Here is a 17,678-nt window from a genome sequence, read left to right as displayed (position 1 = left end):
CCCCGTGCGGACCGGGAACCGTCGGGAATAGCCCTGACCAGCCGCGAGTTTGACAGGGCACGGCACTGCACAGGACCGGTGCTCAAGCGAAGGGGAGAGGTACGTGGTGAACGATCGCGCACTGGTGCTCGGTGGTGGCGGTGTGGCCGGGATTGCCTGGATGACGGGCGTACTGGCCGGTCTTGCCGATGCGGGGACCGATGTCAGCGATGCGGAGCTTCTGCTCGGCACCTCGGCGGGTTCGGTGGTCGCCGCGCAGGTCGCCAGCGGCGCCGATCTGGCCTCGCTCTACCGAGCCCAGGTCGAACCCGCCCTCCAAAAGCGTGAGTTGATACCCAGGGAGGGCGCTCTTGCCGAGGTCTTCGCATTCGGAGAGAAACTCGACACGGAGGTGTTTGACCCACTGGAGCGCCGCCGCCGTATGGCGGAGATGGCGTTGGCCGCGGATACCGTTCCCGAGGCCGACCGCCGGGCGGTCATCGGGGCCCGGTTGCCCTCCCACACCTGGTCAGCACGCCCGTTGCGGGTGGTCGCGGTGGATGCCGCCACGGGCGAAAGCCGGCTCTTCGACCGTACGTCGGGTGTCTCGTTGGTCGACGCGGTGGCGGCGAGCTGTGCCGTGCCCGGTGTCTGGCCCCCCGTCACGATAGGCGCCGCACGGTACATCGACGGCGGCATCCGCACCCTCACCAACCTCGACCTGGCGGCCGACCACACCCGCGTGCTGGCAATCGCCCCCATGCCCGACGCGACGCTGGAGGCCGACGCCGCAGCCATAGCCGGGCGCGGGCGTATCGAGGTGGTCACCCCCGATGACGCCGCCCGCGCCGCCTTCGGCACGGACCCGCTGGTCCCCACCACGCGCACCCCCGCCGGCCACGCCGGTTTCGCCCAAGGACGCGCCGCCGCCCCGGCGGTCGCAGCGCTCTGGAGTGGGGCGTAGCCCCTGAAGACACGAGACATGAGGGACTGCGCGACCGCCGTTCATGCGCTGGGGAAGAGGTGAGCGGCGGCGAGTCCGAGTGGTGTCGGCCGAGCTGAGGCAGGCGGGGCGGCGGATGGGGGTGATGGGGGCGGAGCCGTCAGGCCGAAGCAGGAACGACTTCCTGCGTGTTCTCCTCGACAGGGCCGGCGTCCTGGGCTCCTTCGCTACCGCTCTCAAGAGCCGGTGCGGGGAGGGAGTAGAAGACGTTCCGTCCTTGCTTGCTGCGGTGTGCCAGACCCTTGGCGACGAGTGAGGTCTCCAAGGTGTTGCGTACGGCGGTCTCGGGCGCCGCATGCTGGGGATGCTCCTCCGTCAGCACCTTTGTCAGCTCCGCGACCGTGCGCGGCTGCTCGGTGAGCAGCCCCAGGAGACGGTCGGCGCGGGTGGGGTTCTTCCGCCGCGCCTTGCCCTTCGCCGTCGTGGTGCCCTTCGCCGTCGTGGTGCCCTTCGCCGACGTGGCCTTGCGCGGCTCCTTCGCGCGTCCAGCCGCCTTCGAGTTCGAGGGGGTCTTCTTCGCAGGCCGGGCCTTGGGGACGGAAGCCTTCGCGCGTCGCGCCGGAGGCACGGTCACCGGGTTCTCCACCTCGGTGTCGGCCTCCGAGTGCTGTGGTGCGACAGCTTCGTCGGCTTCGTCCCGACGAGGTGTTGTTCCGAGGTGTTGCTGGAGATCCTCCAGCTTTGCCTTGAGCTTCTGCAGTTCGTCGATCTCTTCCGTGATGCTCTTCAGCTTGGCAGTCACCTGTGCAGTGAATTCCGAGTCTGACATGGCACACCCGCTCTCTCTCGCGTGATCGGTCTCTGTGGTTGGCTGGATGTTACTCGTCTTTCTCCGCAATTAACCCAATGGTCCTCCAGACCGCTCTCCGAGTACGTGGCACTTGCGTTCGCCTCACCAGCCGAACGGGAGCACCAGCATGGGGTGTTCGGGTTTGCCTCGCCAGGGGTCGTTCCCCTTAGTGGGGATGTGAATGCGCCAAGTTGGAGATGTCGCGCGGGGGATGGTCGCCACCGGATGTGAGAGTTGTGGGGCCGCATGTGTTGGCGTCCTTGAACAGGAGAAAGGGCTCCTTGACACGTTCGAAGCCTCGATGCGCCCTGCCGGCTGCGCTGTGCGCGGTAGGGCTGGCCGCAAGTGCGCTCACCATGGCCGCGTGCACCACACAGGCCGAGCCGACGACGCACACCACCGCCTCCTCGATGAAGCCGGATCCGGCGCATACCGACGTCCTGTTCATCGGTGCCCATCCGGATGACGAGTTCCAGTCCCTGGCCACGTTCGGGCAGTGGAGGAGAAGCCGGGGCTGAGTACCGGCGTGGTGACCGTCAAGGGGTCCGCAGACACCACCGCCCCCGGCATCACGGTCGCCTCCGTCGAGACCGTCCCCTACCAGGGCTACTCGGGCGAAGCGAAAATCCCGCTCGCCGACCTGCCCGCCACCGTCGACCCCGACCGTCTGACCGCCAACGTTCTCCTCTATGACTCCGACACCCAGGACAACACCGGCAAGACCCGTCTGGCCTGGTCCCGTTTCGGCAGCGCCCAGGCCGACCCGTACGTATGGGGCGCCCTGCGCCTGCCCGGCGGTGTCCCGCCGCCGGGCCGACCGACACGGCCGGCCGAGATTCCGCAGGCCGCGGCCCAGAGGGTGCGCTCCAAGGCATCCCGCGATCAGCCCCGACGCACGGGCGTCCCACTCGTCGGCGGTCCTCGCACCTTGTCGCGTCCGACCCCGTAACGGCTGACGGTGTAACGGACGGCCCACGGCGGACGGCAAAAGAGAAAGGCAAGGAGGTCAGCCACTCCTTGCCACTCTCAAGATATAGCGCACCAGGGGGCTTGCGGCAAGGCCCCGGTGGTGCCGCAGAATTACCGGCCGAAGCCAGGACCGGGGGAAATGGGAGTCGCGAAGTGCGCGTGTTGTTGTCGACGTATGGGTCGCGGGGGGACGTCGAGCCGCTTGTGGGACTCGCGGTGCAGTTGCGGGCGCTCGGTGCGGAGGTGCGGGTGTGCGCGCCGCCGGACGAGGACTTCGCGCAGCGGTTGGCCGGTGTCGGTGTGGCGCTGGTGCCCGTCGGGCGGTCGGCGCGTGCGTGGACGAAGGCGGCGCCGCCGCCGTCGTCCCTGCCCCAGCGTGCGGCCGAGGTGGTCGCCGGACAGTTCGACGCGATCCCCGCGGCGGCCGAGGGATGCGATGTGGTGGTGGTGACCGGCATGATGCCGGCCGCGGCCGGTGCGCTCTCGGTGGCCGAGATGCTGGGCATCCGCTCCGTTTCCGTGACCTTCCAGCAGCTCACCCTGCCGTCGCGGCACCGCCCGCCGCTGGCGTATCCGGGCCGGCCGTTCCCGCCGGAGGTGACCGACAACCGGGTGCTGTGGGACCTGGACGCCCAGAGCATCAACGCGTTGTTCGGTGAGGCGCTCAACACCCACCGGGTGGCGAACGGCCTGCCCCCGGTGGACGACGTCCGCGCCTACGTCCTCGGCGACCGGCCGTGGTTGGCGACGGACCCGGTCCTGGACCCGTGGCAGCAGACACCGGACCTCGACGTCGTCCAGACCGGCGCGTGGATCCTCTCCGACGTGCACCCGCTCCCGGCCGAGTTGGTGGCGTTTCTGGACGTCGGCACGCCACCGGTGTATGTGGGCTTCGGCAGCATGCCGATGCACGGCTCCACGGACGTCGCCCAGGTGGCCATCGAGGCGGTCCGCGCGCAGGGCCGCCGCGCGGTCGTGGCCCGTGGCTGGGCCGGCCTGGCCCCGATCGAGGGCCAGGACGACTGTTTCGTCGTCGGCGAGGTCAATCAGCACGCACTGTTCGCCCGGGTGGCCGCCGTCGTGCACCACGGCGGCGCGGGCACCACGACGACGGCCACCCGGGCCGGCGCGTCCCAGGTGGTGGTCCCGCAGGCGGCGGACCAGCCGTACTGGGCGGGTCGGGTGGCCGACCTGGGCATCGGCGTGGCACACGACGGTCCGACGCCGACCGCCGAGTCCCTGTCGGCCGCGCTCGGGACCGCCCTGGCCCCCGAGACCCGTGCACGGGCGACCGCCGTGGCCGGGATGATCCGCGCCGACGGAGCCACGGTGGCCGCGAGGACGCTGCTCGACGAGGTCAGCCGCTAGGGCCCTTCTGATGGATCTCCGCGGCGTCGCGGCGTCCGGCACGCCCTCTCGCCGCACCGCACGAAATCCCAAGTAGCGCCGCTACGAGGACTTCCGCGCGGCACGCCGAGAGCACGCACCGGACGCCGCTCCTTCTCCCACGGAGATCCATCAGAAGGGCCCTAGAGGCCGCCCGTGCCCGCGTGAACCACGCGGGTTCGTCGAGCCAGGCCCCCGGAACGCAAACACCGGAACGCAAACACCGGAACGCAAACACCGGAACGCAAACACCGGAACGCAAACACCAGAACACACGAACCTGCACACCCCGGCGACCTGAACCGACAACGGCCATGGGGTCCACACCGGGCGAAGCATTGTGTCGCTCGTCGTGGCCCCCAGGTTCGTCATGCCGGTATTCCGGACGCCTCGCCGCGCGCCATGGTCGCAAGCGGCCTCAGATCGAAGCTTCGGAGCTGATGACGTGAACCCTCTGACCACCAGCGCATTCGACCTTCCCGACCGTCTCTCGTCCAAGGCCGACCCGACGCTGATCGCGGGCGACGAGCAGCACTTCGCGGCCCTCGCGGAGTGCCTGGAGCAGTCGATCGCCGAGGTGTCCGACCGCCTCGATGCCGAGCGCAAGGCGCCCGGCGGCACAGGCAGGCAGGCGATGGACCGGGACACGGAGATCCACCGGCTGAGCGCTCGCCTGCGTGCACTGCGTCGTTTCGGTTTGGACCTGTGCCTCGGACACATGGTCAGCGCGGACCATCCCGAGCCCCTGTACGTCGGACGACTTGGCCTCACCGACAGCGCGGGCCGTCGGCTGCTGCTCGACTGGCGTTCCCCCGCGGCCGAGCCGTTCTTCGGAGCCACCCACGCCAACCCGATGGGTCTGGCGAGCCGTCGCAGATATCGCTGGACCGGCGGCCGGATCAGCGACTACTGGGACGAGGTGTTCACCTCGGACGGGTTCGTCGGCCATGCCGCGCTCGACGACCAGTCCGCCTTCATCGCCAGCCTGGGCAGCAACCGCTCGCCGCGGATGCGCGATGTGCTCGGCACCATCCAGGCCGACCAGGACGCCATCATCCGCGCGGGATCCCGCGGCGCTCTCGTCGTCGACGGCGGTCCGGGTACGGGGAAGACCGTCGTCGCGCTGCACCGCTCCGCCTATCTCCTCTACTCCGACCCTCGCCTCGCGCACCGCCGGGGCGGCGTGCTGTTCGTCGGTCCGCACCAGCCCTACCTGGCCTACGTCGCCGACGTCCTGCCCAGCCTCGGCGAGGAGGGCGTGCAGACCTGCACCCTGCGGGACCTCGTCGCCGAGGGAGCCGGAGCGGCGATCGAGGCCGACCCGGACGTGGCCCGCCTGAAGTCGTCCGCGGACATGGTGAAGGCGATCGAAACGGCCGTCAGGTTCTACGAAGAGCCGCCCGCCGAAGGGATGACCGTCACGACCGACTGGTCCGACATCTGGCTGAGCGCCGACGACTGGGCCGAGGCATTCCAAGCACCGGAACCAGGTACGCCGCACAACGAGGCGCGTGAGCAGATCTGGGAGGAACTGGTCACCATCCTCATGGACAAGTACGACGGTGAGGTCTCGCCCGATCTCTTCCGCAGGTCGCTGCGGCACGACGAAGAGCTGGTCACCACCCTCAACCGCGCATGGCCGCTGCTCGAAGCGGCCGACCTCGTCGGAGACCTGTGGTCGGTACCCGCCTACCTGAGGATGTGCGCTCCCTGGCTCAGCCGCGACGAGGTCCGGACGTTGCAGCGCAAGGAGGCTCCCCAGGACTGGACGGTGTCCGATCTGCCGCTCCTGGACGCGGCGCGGCAGCGGCTCGGCGACCCGGAGCAGGCACGACGAAAGCGTCGGCACAAGGCCGTCCTCGCCGCCCAGCGCGAGCGCATGGATCAGGTCGTCGACAACCTGATCCAGGCCGCAGCCGACTCCGGCGCCGACGGTGACGACGGCGAGGGCCTGGTGCGGATGCTGCGCGGCCAGGACGCCCAGGTCAGCCTGGTCGACGAGTCCGAACTGCCCACCACCGAGCCGGATTTGCTCGCCGGACCGTTCGCGCACATCGTGGTGGACGAGGCCCAGGAACTGACCGACGCGGAGTGGCAGATGCTGCTGCTCCGGTGCCCGTCCCGGAGCTTCACCATCGTCGGGGACCGGGCCCAGGCCCGGCACGGGTTCACGGAGTCGTGGCAGGAACGGCTGGAGCGGATCGGGCTCGACCGGATCAGCCTGGCCTCGCTGAGCATCAACTACCGGACGCCGGAAGAAATCATGGCGGAAGCCGAGCCGGTCATCCGCGCCGCGCTCCCGGACGCCAATGTGCCGACGTCCATCCGCGGCAGCGGCGTCCCCGTCGTGCACGGCTCGGTCTCGGACCTGGACGCGGTCCTCGACACCTGGCTCGCCGCACATGCCGAGGGGATCGCCTGCGTCATCGGCGCCGGTGACATCGGAGCGGGCACCTTCCGGACGACGGCCCGCGCCGGCCAACGCGTCCGGTCGCTGACCCCGGAGCTGTCGAAGGGGCTCGAGTTCGACCTGGTCGTCCTCATCGACCCGGAGGAATTCGGCGAGGGCGTGGGAGGAGCGGTCGACCGCTATGTCGCGATGACCCGGGCGACCCAGCAACTCGTCATCCTCACCAGCTCCTGACGTCGGCCGGACGCATGCCTGACGCATGCCTGCTACCGGGGCCGACCATTCGGGGCCGAGCCGTGCCGGGGCAGCCCGCCTGGAGCGAGGAGGCGAGTCGGGATCTCGCCGAGTGTCCGCGTACAGGGGGCAAGCGCAGAATTGAGGGGAGCCGTTCTGCCGTGCGGAGGGCGGACCGGACACTATGCGCGAGCCACCGTGTACGGAGGGTGGAAGGGGCAGTCGGTGCCATCAGATCGGCCGAGCGTCGGGAAGGCTCGAGGTCCGCTCTGGTCCGAGCCCGGGTCGTTGCTGGAGCATGTGCCCGTTGCCGTATTCGGTCTCGATGACGAGGACCGGATCTGCTACTGGGGGCCTGGTGCGGAGGATCTTTTCGGCTACCGGGCCACGCAGGCCCTCTCGGAGCCCGGTGCTCTCCTCTTCGCCGCCGCTCCCGGGGACCGTCCGGACGCCTGCTCCCGTATGGCCGAGCGAGGCCGGACCGAGGGCTACTGGCGTGGTCGCCTGTCCGCCAGGCATCGGGACGGTACGGTCTTCGGCTGCGGGTTCCGGGTCTTCCCGGTGACCGGCGTCGCCGAGCATGCGGTCGTCATGGTCCTGGCGAGCCGGGGCGACGAGCTGGACCGGGTCAAGACCAACCTCGCCTTCCTCGACGCCCTCTTCGAGACCTGTCCCATCGGCCTGGTCATGCTCGACGAAGACCTGCGCTACCTCCACCTCAACCAGGCCCTCGCCGACATCGACGGGCTCCCCATCGGGGACCACCTGGGGCGACGGCTCACCGAGATCATGATCGCCTCGGACGGGGGAGAGTACGAGCGGATGCTGCGTGCCGTCGCCACGGACGGCAGGCCCGTCACCGGGGCGCTGGTGGGCGTGCGCACCCGGGGCCACCCGGACCAGGACCGGGTCCTGTCGGTGAGTTTCTTCCCGCTCACCCAGGCGGTGAGCACGCGGTCGGGCCTGGGCGGACTGCTGGTGGACGTCACCGACCGGGAGCAGGCCATCGTGGAGGCCACCGCCACCCGTCAGCGGCTGGCGCTGCTGGACCGGGCCTCCGCCCGGATCGGTACCACCTTGGACGTGGAGGTCACGGCCCAGGAGCTGGTCGACACCGCGGTTCCGGACTTCTCCGACGGAGCCGTCGTGGAGCTCGTGGAATGGATGGACGAGCATATGGCCTTCGACCCGGCACTGCCGGTGGTCACCCGCCGCATCGCCTTCGGCAGCGTCCTGCCCTCTTCCCTGACGGGGCTGATGAGCGCGCGGGAAGTCGTGCACTACCCGCCGGGCTCCGCCATCCACCAGATGCTGCGCACCGGCCGTCCGATCTGCGTCCCGTTGGACCAGGAGTTCCTGGTGCGCACCGTGCTGGACGAAAACCGCGCGCGGATGCTGGCCGACGGCGATCTCGTCTCTCTCCTCCTCGCCCCGCTCATCGCCCGCGGAACGGTTCAGGGATTCGCCGTCTTCGGCCGGTCCGCTGCCAGGCCGGCCTTCACCGAGCAGGACCTCGGCCTGGGCGGAGAACTCGCCTCCCGCGCCGCGCTCTGCCTGGACAACGCGCGTCTGTACAGCCGCGAGAGAAACATCGCGCTCACCCTCCAACGCGCCCTCCTCCCCAGCTCCCTGGTGATCGGCCCCTACCTCCACATCGCCCACCGCTACCTGCCCGGCAGCCACCTCACCGAGGTCGGCGGCGACTGGTACGACGTGGTCGCCCTGCCCGACCACCGCGTCGCCCTGCTCGTCGGCGACGTCATGGGACACGGCGTCTCGGCCGCCGCGGCGATGGGCAGGCTGCGCATCACCGCCAAGACGCTTGCCCGGCACGACCAGGAACCGGACGAGCTGCTCACCGAACTCGACCAGTGCGCCCATGAGGCGGGCATCGAGCTCGCGACCTGCCTCTACATCCGCTACGACCCCACCACCGGACGCACCAGAATCGCCAGCGCCGGCCACCCGCCGCCCCTGGTACGCCACCCGGACGGCCGGATCGAGCTCATCGACGACGTCCTGGGAATCCCCCTCGGCGTCGGCGGCGCCCCCTTCCGTACGACGGAGCTGGACCTGCCCGACGGTGCCACCCTCGCCCTGTACACCGACGGCCTCATCGAGGCGCGCGGCCACGACATCAACGAGGGGCTGGAGGCACTGCGTACGGAACTGGGCCGGATCCCGGACTCGTTGGAAGAAGCGGCAGACCGGATCCTCACCCGCCTCGTACCGAGCTCACCCGCCGACGACACCGTTCTGCTCCTCGCCCGGGTGCACCGCCGGCAGGAGTGACCGGCCGGCACGGGGTGCTGTGCCGTGGCCCCTGCGCCGTTTCCCCTATGCGGTGGCCCCTATGCCGCGGGCACCGAGAAGGAGAAGAGCTTGCCGGACGAGCTGGCGAAGAGGTGGTCACCGACGGGGTACGCCGACCAGTAGCCGGAGCCGCCGCTGACCGGGTACGTCCAGACCTGCTTGCCGGTTCCGGCGTGGAAGGCGTACAGCCCCTTCGGGCCCGCGGCGAGGAAGAGGTGGCGTACGGCGCCCAGGAACTGGAGGGTGCCGAGGCCGGAACCGGCCGTCCAACGGGCCGCTCCGGTACGGGCGTCGACGGCGTGCAGGACCTTGTCGAGATAGCAGACGGTCGTGCCGGACACGTCGTAGCCGCGGTTTCCCCGGGCCCCGGTCCGCACACTCCACAGCGTCTTGCCCGTCGCCGCGTCGAAGGCCGCGAGCAGCCCGCTGGTCGACCCGTTGGCGCCGGTGCCCGGATAGCAGAACAGGGTGCTGCCGTGCAGGCTCAAGGACCCCTCGTACATCAGGATCTGACTGTTCGTCGAGGGGAGGGCCGTGGGCTTGCTCCACAGTGTGCCGCCGTCGGCGTCCTTGAGGGCGAGCAGGTTCATCTCGCCGTCGATGCCATAGAGCACCTTGCCCTTGGCCGGCGGGTAGAGGGTGACGAGGTCCTTCGACCACAGTCGGTCGCCGGTGTCCGGAGCGAGGGCGGTGTAGCCGTTGAGCATCGCGGTCGTGGACGTCTTCGCGACGCTGCCCCAGACGATCAGCCGGCCCGCCTCGGTCGTACCGACCACCGTGAGCGCGCCCATGTCCGGCGACTTCCACCGCACCGCTCCGGTCGAGGCGTCGACGCCCTGGAAGCGCCCGTGGTCGCCCGTGGTCACGATCAGCGAGCCGCCGGCGAACTCCAGGTGCGGCGCGCCCGATCCGGTCGGGGACGTGGCCCACAGCTCCTTTCCGGAGCGGCCGTCGAGGCCGTGGACCTTGCCGTCGGTGCGTACCGTGTACACGCGCTTGTCGTCCGCGAGGGCGGCGGTGTTCTGGCCGCTGAGGTCCTTCCACAGCAGCTTGCCGGTGGCCCGGTCGAAGCAGGCCCCCGAGGTCTTCCCGCCGCACAGCAGCGTGGACGCGGCCACTTTGAGCAGGGACATGTCGGACTGGGGAAGGTCCCCGGTCCAGGACAGCTCGGGCGTGGCGGGCGTTTCCCCGTCGCGCGAGCGGAGCAGCAGGGCGGCGCCTCCGGCGGCCGCGGCCGCGGCGAGCACCGCGCCGCCGAAGAGCATCCGACGCCGGCTGAGCAGCGGAGTGCGCACCGCGTCGTGGAGGCTGCGCTCCGACTCGGCCACCTGGAGTTCGACCGCGCCGAGCCAGCCCGCGGTGGTCGACGGCCGCAGCCACCCCTGCAACTGCGCAACGGTCGGCCGCCGGGCCGGGTCCTTGTCGAGGCAGGCGGCGACGGTGCCGAGCAGGGCCTGCGGGACGCCGTCCAGCTCGGGCGCCTCATGGGCGGCCCGGTAGAGCAGTGCGTGGGCCGCGCCGGTGCCGAAGGGCGGGATGCCGGTGGCCGCGTAGGCGAGCACGGCGCCGAGGGCGAACACATCGCTGGCGGGGGCGAGTTCGGCCCCGGTCGTCTGCTCGGGCGACATGAAACCGGGCGACCCGATGATCTGGCCCTCCGCGGTGAGCACCGTGCCGTCGACGGCCCGGCTGATGCCGAAGTCGATGACTCGGGGCCCGTCGAAGGTGAGCAGGATGTTGGACGGCTTGAGGTCGCGGTGGATCAGTCCCGCGCGGTGGATGGCGGCCAGCGCCTCGGCCAGGCCCGCGCCGAGCACCCGCAGGGTGGCCTCGGGCATGGGCCCGTGTGCCTCGATGGCGTCGGCGAGCGACGGCCCGGGGATGTACGCGGTGGCCAGCCAGGGCTGCGGCCCCTCGGGGTCGGCGTCCACGACGGGCGCGGTGAAGGCGCCGCCGACCGCGCGTGCCGCATCCACCTCCGCCTTGAAGCGCCGGCGGAAGTCGGGGTCGGCGGCCAGTTCGGCCCGTACGACCTTGACGGCGACGGCACGGCCGCTGGGCGATGCGGCCAGCATGACGCGGCCCATGCCGCCCGCGCCGAGTTCCCGGATCACTCGGTACGGCCCGATGTGCGGGGCGGCGGTGTCGGCCTGGGTGGTCGGCGTGGTCATCGGGGGTCGCTCCGGAAGGCGTAGAGGGTGGTGTCGGATGCGGCGTAGACGGTGGTGCCGGCGATCTGCAATCGCCACGCCGTGCTCTTGTTCTTGGTTTCGGCGCCCGAACCCCGGTGCGCCCACAGGACCTTGCCGTCCGCGGTGCGCAGGACGATGAAGCCCGGGGTGTCGGCGCTGAACAGGGGGTATGCCAGCAGGGACGAGGAGACGCAGGGGCCCGGATCGGTGGCGCTGCGGGGTTCGAGGGAGAGCGGACTCGCGGTGTGCCACAGCTGCTTGCCGTCGCCGGTGCCGAGGGCGAAGACGGTGTCCTGGCCGTCCACGAGGTAGGCCCTCTTGCCCAGGACGGTGGTGGGGTTGAGGACGGTCGGCTCGTCGACGGCGGTCCACAGTCTGCGGCCGTCGGTGGCGCGGAACGCCTGCACTTTGGTGCTGGTGACGAGCAGCGCGTTCCCGTCGGTGGTCAGGTTCGGGTAGTCGCCGGGGCGGACGACGTCCCGGACCGTCCACTGCACCGTGCCGCTCCGCAGGTCGAGGCCGTGGACGGTGCTGCCGTCGTGCAGGAAGCAGCGCTGTCCGTCGGAGTGGGCGTGGAAGTCGCTGCCGGTCATCTTGCGGGACCACAGCACCTTCCCCGTGGTGACGTTCACGGCGTATACGGCGTAGCCCTGGTCGCCGGAGGCACCGAGGAGGGCGACCGAGCCGACGACGCAGAAGACGTCGTGGAGGGTGTCGGGGAAGGAGGACCCCTCCTCCGGCTCGGTGACCGGGTGGCTGAACTTCAGCTCGCCGTTGCCGTCCAGCCCGAGCAGATAGCCGCGGTCGCCCCAGGCCGTCGCGTACAGCATCGATCCCTGGACGCCGAGCCAGGTGGGCTTGCCGCTGGCGCCGGACGGCTGGCGGGGCGCTGCCGTCCACCGTTCCTTTCCGGTCGCGGTGTCATAGCCGATCGCCGTGGTCTGGTCCCAGCGCACGAGCGTGTCGCCGAGCAGCCGCAGCTGTCCGTTCTCCAGGCGCCGCAGCGGGCTCGACCACTGCGGCTTCGGGCCCGGGGGCACCTTGGCGCCGGGCCGGACCGCGGTGCCCCTGCCGCTGCCGCGGCCCGCGGTACGGTCGGGTTGCGACCCCCAGCCGGCCAGGGCCGCTGCGCCCGCCGCCGCTGCCGCGGTGCCGCCGGCCGCGGCGATCCACAGGAAGCGGCGGCGGCTCGGCCCGCTCGGCGCCGCCGGGACCAGCGGGGTGACGGGCATCGGAGGCGCGGTCACCAGGACGGCGGCGTGCGCCTGCCGCCGGGCCAGATCCTCCCGCAGACCCGGCGTGAGCAGCGCGGAGGGATCCGCGGAACCCAGTGTGGCCAGCACCGCGCCGGTGGTCGGCCGGCCGGCCGGGTCCTTGTCCAGACAGGCCGCCAGCAGCGAACGCAGTGCGTCGGGTATGTCGGTCAGCTGCGGCGGGGCGTGCACGGCCCGGTAGAGGATCTCGGCGGTGTTCCCGGCGCCGAAGGGGCCCAGGCCGGTGGCGGCGAAGACCAGGACGCAGCCGAGGGAGAAGACATCGGCCGCCGGTCCGGCCTCCCGGCTCGACACGATCTGTTCCGGGGCCATGAAGCCGGGCGTCCCCATCACGGCGCCCGTCCGGGTCACCTGCGTCGCATCCACCGCCCGGCTGATACCGAAGTCGATGACGCGCGGCCCGTCTTCGGCCACCAGGACGTTCCCGGGCTTGAGGTCCCGGTGGACGAGACCGGCGTCGTGGATCGCCACCAGCGCCTCCGCGAGTCCGGTGCCCAGGGCCCGCACGGCAGGCTCGGGCAGCACACCGAAGTCGCGTACGACGTCGTGCAGGGACGGCGCGGGGATGTACGCGGTGGCCAGCCAGGGCTGGGGGGAGTCGGCGTCCGCGTCGAGCACCGGCGGAGTGAAGAAGCCGCTCACCTTACGGGCGGCGTCGGCCTCGCGCCGGAAACGTCCGCGGAAGTTCGGCGCCTCGGCGTACTCGGGCCGGATGACCTTCAGCGCGACCAGACGCGAGCCGGGTGACCGAGCAAGGTAGACGCGGCCCATGCCGCCCTCGCCGAGGAGGTGGAAGACCTCGTACGGGCCGATCCGGGCCGGGCCTTGATGCTGCGGGACCGGGACCGGGACCGACGGGTGTGCCGGATGCCGTTGCGTGAGGGTGGTGTGCTGACGGGTCTGCGGCAGCGTCGAGCCGTTGCCGTTGCCGTTGCCGTTGCCGTTGCCGTCGTGCCGGGTGCCGTTGTGCCGGGGTGTGTCCACTGTGCCGCGGCCGGGTCAGTGGAGGGAGCCGAGCACATCGCGGGCGGCGGCGATGGCGGCGTCCTCGGCCTGCTGCTGGTCCTTGCCGGAGCGCGCCACGTCGTAGGTGTAGCCCACGGTGTACGTGGCGTTGCCGGAGCGGACGATCACCGTTGCCTCGGCCAGACTCATCGGGGCCTTGTCGACGGCGTGGACGAGGTGAGCCTCGTCGCCGAGATCGTGGAGCGGCCGGGAGTCGGTGATCTTGCGCATCTTGTCCAGGGCGTGGAGAGCGGTGTGCTTGTCCATGTCGTACATGTTTTTGCCCGCTGGGCCGACCGAGAGGTTCACGTCCATGCTGAGGAACGCGTCGCTGGAGCCGAAGGCCGTTTTCCAGTTCGGCATCCTGGTGATCATCGCTGCCATGCTGGCGTTGTCGAACTGCGACGGCTTGCACTCGGTGCCCGGCGCGATGCGGGCGAGGGTGGACGCCTTGATCAGCTGACAGCCTTCGGGCACCTTGGTGTACGTCTTCCCCTCGGCCTCCGGCGATCCCGACGCCGGCGGCTGGCCGGCGCCGCCCTGACCGGCGGAGGACTGCTCCGACGCGGAGCTTTTCCCGTCGCTCCCCGAGGTGGCGACGACGACCACACCGACGATCGCGGCCACGGCGAGCACCGCGCCGCCGCCGATCAGCCAGGCCCGTCGACTGCCGCCCGCCCGTCCCGCGGCGGGGCCTCCGGTCTGCGGCAGCGTCGCCGGGACCGTCTGCGACCAGGCCGAGGGCACACCGGGCGCCCGCTCCGGGATCGGGGGCAGTGCCTGGCCCGGGGCCGGGGGTGGTGCCTGGCCCGGGGCCGGCGCCGCAGGTCCCCAGTCCGGGGCTCCCTGCGGGAGCGGCTGTGCGGGGCCGGCCTCGCCAAAGCCCTCTCGGGGGTCCGACTGCGGGGTCTCACTCACGGGGCAACTCGCTTTGTCCGTTCGGTTCTCGCCATCGGGAACGGCACACACCGGTCCCATGGGCCGGGCCCGGGGCGAAGGCGCATCGGGGGCCCGACGCGCCGTGCGAACTCTTTCGCGAGGCGATGCAACCTCGATGAAATGTTGCTGAAGTGGGGGAGGGTGGGCTCAGAGGGCCCGGGAACGGACCGGCCGGCCGAGAAGAGGGAGACCACGATGCGGGAGCCAACACCTCACAGCGCGCTGCGGCAGCTGGACGCGCTGGTGGGCGAGTGGGACATGTGGGCCCTCGGCCACGATGTCGGGCCCGTGCGGGTGGAGTTCGCGTGGCTCGAGGGCGGCGCCTTCCTCGTCCAGCGCGCGGATGTGGGCCCTGAGACATCCCTTCCCGCGGAGTGGGGTGCGCACGCGCCGTTCCCCACCGTGACGCTGACCGGCTACGACGAGACGTCCGGCGACTTCACCACGTTGTACGCCGACGGCCGCGGCGTCGCTCGTGTCTACCGGACGACCGTGCACGACGGCGTGTGGAAGCAGTGGCGTACCGCTCCCGGCTTCCACCAACGGTTCACCGCCACCTTCCGCGAGGGAGGCGACACGATCCAGGGCGGCTGGGAACGGTCAGGTGACGGCGAGCTGTGGATGCCGGACTTCGACGTGACGTACACGCGCGTCGGAACGTCGTAGCCCCGGTCGCCCGTCCCCTCAGGGGGCGGCGAAGTCCTGGGTCCACCAAGGGCCGTTGGAGGCGGAGTTGACGCCGACGCCGATCTGGGTGAAAGCGCAGTTCAGGATGTTCTCACGATGTCCGGGGCTCTTCATCCAGCCGGCCATCGCGGTGCGCGCGTCCTGGGGCCCCTTGAAGATGTTCTCGCCGTACGCGCTCCAGCGATAGCCGGCGGAGGTGATCCGGTCGCCCGGGCCGACGCCATCGGGGGAGGTGTGGTCGTAGTAGTTGCGGGTGGCCATGTCGTCGGAGTGCCGCTGCGCCGCGGCCTGGAGCCTGGCGTCGACGGCGAGCGGGGAACAGCCTTTCCGGGCGCGTTCCGCGTTGACCATGGAGACGACCTGCCGGGCCAGGCTGCTGCTTCCGCCGGAACGGCCTGCCGGGGTGTCCGTGCCGGGGGCGGTCTGCGCGGCGCCGTCGTCAGCTGTGGCCTCGGGACCGGCGGTGGTACGGGGGCTCGGCGACGCGGCGGACGGCGGCCTGGAGCGGCTCTTCCGGGCTGTGGTCGCCGGCGCCTTGGACGGCGTCGACGTCGGTGTGGCTGTCGGTGTCGTGGAAGACACGCCGGAACGCGCCTTCCGTACGGGCTCCGCCTCTGCCCTGGACCGCTGAGCCGCGTCGGCTGCCGTCAGCGCGTCACCGGGTGTGCCGTCGCTCAGTGCCTGGGCGATGCCGTACCCACCACCCAACACGGTCGTCAGTGCGGCCACACCGCCTGCCGCAACCACCCATCGGGGTCGTCGCCCCCTGTGTGCCCCGGTTTTACGATGCCTGGCCGGCTCGTGGTTCATGGCGGGTTCCCTCTCCGGTTGTGGGTCTTCCTGCGTGCAGGTCCAACACCCGGGAGACCCCGCAGCCGGACGCCGATAACGAAAATTGGCCGACGCGTTCGGACGGATGGCGTCAGCCGGGCGAGACCCTGACGCCCTCGGACCAACGACCCCTGGTCAGCGCCGCTCATTGGACTTTCTGCCGAGGGAATTCAGCGCCCATGGTGGGGAAAGCGCATTGCGTACAAGGCGTGTTGACAGATGGGATTGCCAGGTCAAGACGGCGGGGTTACGGCGTCCGGTTCAGAAACTGCGACAGAAGAAAGCGAATGACCTCCATGCTCGACGGCTGCGCGCCCTGGCCCGAGGAGTTCGTCGGCCGCTACTGGGCGGCCGGGCACTGGCGTGGCAACACGCTGGACAACCTGCTGCGCGGCTGGGCCCGGGAGTACGGACCGCGGACCGCGCTCGTGCACGGCGGCACCCGCATCACGTACGCGGCCCTGAACCGGCGCGTGGACCGCATGGCCGCCGGATTCCGGCTGCGCGGCCTCAGGCCCGGGCAACGGGTCGTCGTCCAGCTGCCGAATGTCCCCGAGTTCGTCATCACCGTGTTCGCGCTGATGCGCCTCGGCGCGGTCCCCGTGTTCTGCCCCCTCTCGCACCGCGCGACCGAGATGTCCCACCTCGTACGGGTCACCGAGGCGACCGGCTACGTCGGTCCCTCGACGTACCAGGGCTTCGACCACACGGCGATGGCCGCGGATATCGCGGCCCAAGGTCCCTTCCTGCGGCGGGTGTTCACCCATGAGACTCCGGGCACCTCGTCCCCGTACGGCGGCCTGGCGACCGACCCATCGGGCTGCCACTACTTCCCACTGGCCTCCATCGACGCCCCGCCCGTGCGGATGCCTGCGCAGAGCGCCGACCAGGTGGCGTTCTTCCTGCCCTCCGGCGATACGGCCACGGTGCCCCGCCTCATCCCGCGCACCCACAACGACTACGCCTACCAGGCGCGGGCCGCCGCCGAGCTGGTGTCCCTCACCGAGAACGACGTATATCTCGCCGCACTGCCGGCCGAATTCAACGTCAACCTCACCTTCGGCGGCCCCGGCATCGTCGGTACCCTCTCCGTCGGCGGCACCGTCGTCCTGGCCGAGAGCCTGGAACCCGCCGCATGCCTTCCCGTCATCGAACGAGAGCGCGTCACCCTCACGTCGGTGGTACCCGCCACCGCCCAGCTCTGGATCGACGAACGCCCCACGCCCCAGGCCGACCTGAACAGCCTGCGCCTCCTCCAGATCGGCGGCGCACCCTTGCCCCGGGCGACCGCCGAACGGATAGGCCCCGAACTGGGCTGTGGCCTGCAACAGGTCTTCGGCGTGGCGGAGGGGCTGCTCACCCTCACCCGGCCCGCCGATCCGGACGAGACCGTGCGCAGCACGCAGGGCCGCCCGCTCTCGCCCGACGACGAGATCCGCATCGTCGACGCCGACGGCAAGGACGTGCCCGACGGCGAGCCCGGCGAACTCCTCGCCCGCGGTCCGTACACCCTGCGGGGCTACTACCGAGCGCCCGACCACAACGCGCGCTCCTTCACCACCGACGGCTACTTCCGCACCGGCGTCCTCGCGCGGCGCACCGTGGACGGCAACCTGGTTCTCGTCACCCTTTAAAATCTCAGCATTGACCTGAGCAACCTGCCTAT

The 17,678-nt window shown here is 71.0% G+C and carries 13 protein-coding genes; 8 read left to right on the top strand and 5 right to left on the bottom strand.

Annotation, left to right across the window (positions count from 1 at the left end; translation table 11 throughout):
* Positions 1 to 106: 106 nt before the first annotated feature.
* Positions 107 to 943, top strand: coding sequence for a patatin-like phospholipase family protein (locus tag SNA_RS19095; protein WP_037789533.1), 837 nt, complete (start codon positions 107 to 109; stop codon positions 941 to 943).
* A gap of 139 nt (positions 944 to 1,082) precedes the next feature.
* On the opposite strand, the gene SNA_RS38400 is transcribed toward SNA_RS19095, so the two are convergent.
* Positions 1,083 to 1,724 (bottom strand): hypothetical protein, encoded by a 642-nt coding sequence (locus SNA_RS38400; RefSeq protein WP_051877253.1) that lies wholly within the window; start codon positions 1,722 to 1,724, stop codon positions 1,083 to 1,085.
* A 329-nt stretch (positions 1,725 to 2,053) separates the two neighbouring features.
* Between SNA_RS38400 and SNA_RS42480 the strand changes: the two genes are divergently transcribed.
* From SNA_RS42480 to SNA_RS19070, 5 genes are all read left to right on the top strand, one after another.
* Positions 2,054 to 2,290 carry a hypothetical protein gene (locus tag SNA_RS42480; RefSeq protein ID WP_157879985.1) on the top strand — a complete coding sequence of 79 codons (237 nt, stop codon included), beginning with the start codon at positions 2,054 to 2,056 and terminating at the stop codon, positions 2,288 to 2,290.
* A complete protein-coding gene (locus SNA_RS19085; RefSeq protein ID WP_030065729.1) occupies positions 2,269 to 2,721 on the top strand; it encodes a sugar-binding protein in 453 nt (150 codons plus the stop codon). Before SNA_RS42480 ends, SNA_RS19085 begins: the two co-directional genes overlap by 22 nt.
* A 179-nt stretch (positions 2,722 to 2,900) precedes the next feature.
* Positions 2,901 to 4,109, top strand: a complete 1,209-nt coding sequence (locus tag SNA_RS19080) for a glycosyltransferase (protein WP_198535087.1) — start codon at positions 2,901 to 2,903, stop codon at positions 4,107 to 4,109.
* A 463-nt stretch (positions 4,110 to 4,572) separates the two neighbouring features.
* A complete protein-coding gene (gene helR, locus SNA_RS19075) occupies positions 4,573 to 6,771 on the top strand; it encodes an RNA polymerase recycling motor ATPase HelR (RefSeq protein ID WP_044365944.1) in 2,199 nt (732 codons plus the stop codon).
* Positions 6,772 to 6,969: 198 nt separating this feature from the next.
* Positions 6,970 to 9,063: a SpoIIE family protein phosphatase gene (locus SNA_RS19070; protein ID WP_338059810.1), complete on the top strand. Its 2,094-nt coding sequence runs from the start codon at positions 6,970 to 6,972 to the stop codon at positions 9,061 to 9,063.
* A 59-nt stretch (positions 9,064 to 9,122) separates the two neighbouring features.
* Here SNA_RS19070 and SNA_RS41365 read toward each other — a convergent pair whose 3' ends face one another.
* Genes SNA_RS41365 through SNA_RS44735 form a run of 3 tightly spaced genes read right to left on the bottom strand, consistent with a single transcriptional unit; the run spans position 9,123 to position 14,473 of the window.
* Positions 9,123 to 11,255, bottom strand: a complete 2,133-nt coding sequence (locus SNA_RS41365; protein WP_052808936.1) for a serine/threonine-protein kinase — start codon at positions 11,253 to 11,255, stop codon at positions 9,123 to 9,125.
* Complete coding sequence (locus tag SNA_RS19060) at positions 11,252 to 13,534, bottom strand: protein kinase domain-containing protein (RefSeq protein WP_078970001.1); 2,283 nt, start codon at positions 13,532 to 13,534, stop codon at positions 11,252 to 11,254. The genes SNA_RS41365 and SNA_RS19060 overlap by 4 nt, the downstream gene beginning before the upstream one ends.
* Before the next feature lie 15 nt (positions 13,535 to 13,549).
* On the bottom strand, positions 13,550 to 14,473 hold the full coding sequence (locus SNA_RS44735; protein ID WP_275042013.1) for a hypothetical protein: 924 nt from the start codon (positions 14,471 to 14,473) through the stop codon (positions 13,550 to 13,552).
* Positions 14,474 to 14,689: 216 nt separating this feature from the next.
* Between SNA_RS44735 and SNA_RS19050 the strand changes: the two genes are divergently transcribed.
* Positions 14,690 to 15,160 (top strand): hypothetical protein, encoded by a 471-nt coding sequence (locus SNA_RS19050; RefSeq protein WP_051877251.1) that lies wholly within the window; start codon positions 14,690 to 14,692, stop codon positions 15,158 to 15,160.
* Between the two features lie 18 nt (positions 15,161 to 15,178).
* Here the strand turns inward: SNA_RS19050 and SNA_RS41360 are convergent, their stop codons facing one another.
* Positions 15,179 to 15,763 carry a CAP domain-containing protein gene (locus SNA_RS41360; protein WP_037789513.1) on the bottom strand — a complete coding sequence of 195 codons (585 nt, stop codon included), beginning with the start codon at positions 15,761 to 15,763 and terminating at the stop codon, positions 15,179 to 15,181.
* A gap of 536 nt (positions 15,764 to 16,299) precedes the next feature.
* Here SNA_RS41360 and SNA_RS19040 point away from each other — a divergent pair.
* The gene (locus SNA_RS19040) at positions 16,300 to 17,646 is read left to right on the top strand and encodes a (2,3-dihydroxybenzoyl)adenylate synthase (protein WP_052808934.1); all 1,347 of its coding nucleotides are present in this window, start codon (positions 16,300 to 16,302) and stop codon (positions 17,644 to 17,646) included.
* The last annotated feature ends 32 nt before the right edge of the window (positions 17,647 to 17,678 follow it).

The sequence above is a fragment of the Streptomyces natalensis ATCC 27448 genome, assembly GCF_000935125.1.
Lineage (GTDB): Bacteria > Actinomycetota > Actinomycetes > Streptomycetales > Streptomycetaceae > Streptomyces > Streptomyces natalensis.
Note: the sequence above shows the minus strand (reverse complement) of the source record. Positions and strands in the feature narration are given on the sequence as shown.

What these genes read in the sequence shown, in the direction of transcription:
- SNA_RS41365 (WP_052808936.1), bottom strand. Translation starts at nt 11,255, where the DNA reads ATGACCACGCCGACCACCCAGGCCGACACCGCCGCCCCGCACATCGGG.
- SNA_RS19050 (WP_051877251.1), top strand. Translation starts at nt 14,690, where the DNA reads ATGCGGGAGCCAACACCTCACAGCGCGCTGCGGCAGCTGGACGCGCTG.
- SNA_RS19040 (WP_052808934.1), top strand. Translation starts at nt 16,300, where the DNA reads ATGACCTCCATGCTCGACGGCTGCGCGCCCTGGCCCGAGGAGTTCGTC.